Source organism: Halomonas halodenitrificans DSM 735 (assembly GCF_000620045.1).
Taxonomy (GTDB): domain Bacteria; phylum Pseudomonadota; class Gammaproteobacteria; order Pseudomonadales; family Halomonadaceae; genus Halomonas; species Halomonas halodenitrificans.
Map to the genome: position 1 here is coordinate 1 of NZ_JHVH01000045.1, position 3097 is coordinate 3097.

2 protein-coding genes are annotated in these 3097 nt (G+C 51.8%); one reads left to right on the plus strand and one right to left on the minus strand.

The window, feature by feature from the left end; translation table 11 throughout:
• Positions 1–596: 596 nt before the first annotated feature.
• Positions 597–2876, minus strand: a complete 2280-nt coding sequence (locus tag Q358_RS18035; protein WP_156940943.1) for a hypothetical protein — start codon at positions 2874–2876, stop codon at positions 597–599.
• Between the two features lie 32 nt (positions 2877–2908).
• Between Q358_RS18035 and Q358_RS18865 the strand changes: the two genes are divergently transcribed.
• Positions 2909–3097, plus strand: a 189-nt coding sequence (locus tag Q358_RS18865) for a hypothetical protein (protein WP_211248339.1), incomplete at its 3' end; no start/stop codon positions are given.

Below are 3097 nucleotides of genomic sequence, written 5' to 3' on the forward strand. Positions count from 1 at the left end.
AGCGCCGGCACAGTGCAATTGGGATGATCAGCCCAGAGGCTTTCGAAGCTCAAATGATCGCTTAGATCGGTGTCCACCAATGCTGGGTAAGATCAACAGCGCCAGATTCACGTAAACGGGAGTAAAGCTGCCGTGGCGACCAAGCGCCTTGATGTAGTGTGAAGCAGCCTGTTCGTAGGCTGCCTGCCGATATAGCTCATTACCCTTCTGGAAGTTCTGTGGGTCGATCAGGCTCTTCTCCGTCAACATGTTCATTTTAGCGTCAGTCCAATTAAAGTAGTCAAATAGAATGTCCACAACAGCGCGTATCCGTTTGCGCTGCTACAGAGTTGCATCGGACAGCTGCTGATTGTCCCTGAGCAGATTGTTAATGGGCGGCTCGCCCTGGATGACCTTGGGCAAACAGCTGCGACTGAGCCAAGCAGCTGGCCACCTGGCACGGTATTCTTGAACACGAAAAACGAACTCCATCATGAAGTGGACCCTTCCAGTTGGACAACCTGATAGTGTCCACTTCATTTTAAGTTTCCGGTTGGCTGGCTCGCGGCGCTTTAAAAGAAGGACTAATTAAGTGTTATAAGTTAAGCCGAAGCGAATCAGTCGAAACGGAGAGCCCAGCTGAAATTCAGGTTCTCGGGACGACCGCATTCTGTGGATACTACATATAAGCACTCTGCACGGCTCTGAACTGTATTTACGGTCTCTTCTTTTTGCGTGATCTCAAGAGATCTAGCTCGGTCAGGCATGATCTCCAGCGCTACATTACCTTGATCATGTAGAGCAAATATAAACGAACTCCGCTCAGTTTCGGCCACTGACCCAGCTACGCAAAATGTGGAACTAACAGTGCTATCCGATAGACTGTCCGGGAAATCTATTTCTGCCCCGAATCTAACTTCCTCATCAGATAGCTCGAGCACCAACGTTCCGTGTACATCCACGTCTTTAACTGGCGTCTTGTTTTCTATGGACGAAAGCCCGGCGAATTTGGCCAATACCTTATCGACGCCATCTTCGGTCACTAGCTCGATATTTTTATAGCTGGGATGGACAAGATAAACGCCCTGGTTCGGAATCTGGATCTTCGGTACAAATACCGGCTCAGCAAACTCGGGGATGGCTTCAACAATACCGCTTATAAAGGGAATCGGCTGATAGGCAGCCTCTTTCCAGTAACAATCACCATTAACCAACGGCAGATTCACTAGCCGGTTTTTGTAGCGCTTCGTAATAACTACGAACTCGCTTTCTTGTGTCGTCAACCACGAAATCTTTAATGTTGGTTGACGCTTTACCCACTGATCCACAAGCTCCTTGAGGCAATCCTGATCTTTACATACCGCACAATCGTCCCAATGGCGCTGGCAGTATAGGTGCTGATGCAGCAAAGAGACATTTTCCCCCAGAATCCGGTGCTTTCCCCGGTAGCTGTCAGTTGCCCTGCCGTCACTCCAGAGATTGATGCTCTCACGGTCGTTTTGATACCAGAACGTGAGGAATTTTCGGGTAATTCGTTGGGCAAAATAACATGCCACTGCCTCTTCCTGCTCGTCTAACAAGTTGTGTACCTTTGCGGCTGTCAGAATTTCAAGAAACGCACTGTCGCCGTAGGCACCAATACTTCTTCCCCACTGAAACCCATCCCCCCGTTCATTAACGTTGAACAGTACGTAATCTGCAGATGCCTTCAGCCACTTTTTCATACGCTGGGTCAATGGCAGGCCCGCTTCGTAGAACCGGTAGGCGATTTCCGCGATCAGAAGAAAGCTGTAACGGTCGAACCGACCTTTGCCGTTGGTTTCGTCTGCAAAGCCTTCACCCCCGGAAACGTCCTCATAGTGGTCCAGTTCCTTCTCGAGAAGGTTCTGGCTATGCTTGAGGTCGTCCCATCCCAACTGGTAGCGGGTGTAAGCAATGCTATAGGCTATGCCATAGAAATTGTTGGGTTTTTTAATGAGGGTGTAGTCGGCCTCATCAACAAACGCTCGCCAGTCGAGCCGCTTTTTAAGGCCGACCAGTTCCTGAAACCTGAAGCATTCGGTTAACAGGTCAGCTTCATTCAGCATTTGCAGGGCCTTCAGGTAGAAATGGATGCCCCAGCTCTCTATGCGTTGGTCACCGACCTCTTTCATCACCTTGCGGAATTGCTGGCACCGCTGTTGGGTGATTGCGCTACCCGAAGAATGTTCCGTTACCCAGTAGGCCATGCCCATAGCGATTTTGCCGGGCAGGAAGGGATCTTTCTCTTTGAAGACCTCTACGCCATCCACCACTAACGCCTGCCCATGCTGCACCAGCCTTTGAGCAAAACTGCCCAGGATGGCCATCAACTGGACGGTGTAAGGCTTACTGTTGTCTTCGAGTCGTTTCGGGTCTTCCTGGTCAGGCTGGTACGGAATGGATACCTGTATTCCCATCTGCGCAGCCTGATGGCCCGCCCTTACCGGCGCTAACAGTTTTGCATCGGCGCCCGGTACCCCGGTTTCAATGGCCTTCTGAAAGTGAGCCAGTGCGCTGGGAGTGCTCTCGGACAGCAATGCGGCCCGGCCGAGGGAGTTGTACGTGCCCGCTGCGAAAACCTGTGCAATGGCGCGCTTGTCCATGCCCCACTCCACCGCTTTCTGCAGATATGGCTTGGCTTGCTGCTCTGCTTCTTCCTGATGGTGGGCTACGGCGACGATTGCCGCCACCAGCGCCCGGGCCTCTTCGTGCTCTATCGCATCCAGAGATAATGTTTGCAGCGAGCGCCAGTCACCGTACTCCCATTGGGTTCGTATCGCCGCAGGCAGCTGGGCGCTGTTTTGGTACACCTCTATACCACCTGCATGGGCGGTAGTGAGCGCTTTTGTCCGGGTCTGATCTTTTCTGTCAGCCATGTTGGGAGGGCTTACTGGTCTAGCATGAGAGTTTGGATGGTGGCAATCTGTGTTTCCGCTTTAATCAGTTCTTTTTCCAGGCCACTCATTCGTTCAGCCAGTTTTTTGCCATCGTAGGTGAGCTTGCGGTAGTTGTCAAGAAATCTGTCGCCTCTGAGATCATTCAGGCCACCTGTTTTTCCGGTTCAGCGACGGTGACCTGGAGCTCCCGCTCCGGGTTA

Bases quoted from the DNA above. Each gene is read 5' to 3' on its own strand.
- Q358_RS18035 (WP_156940943.1), bottom strand. From the start codon at position 2,876: ATGGCTGACAGAAAAGATCAGACCCGGACAAAAGCGCTCACTACCGCC.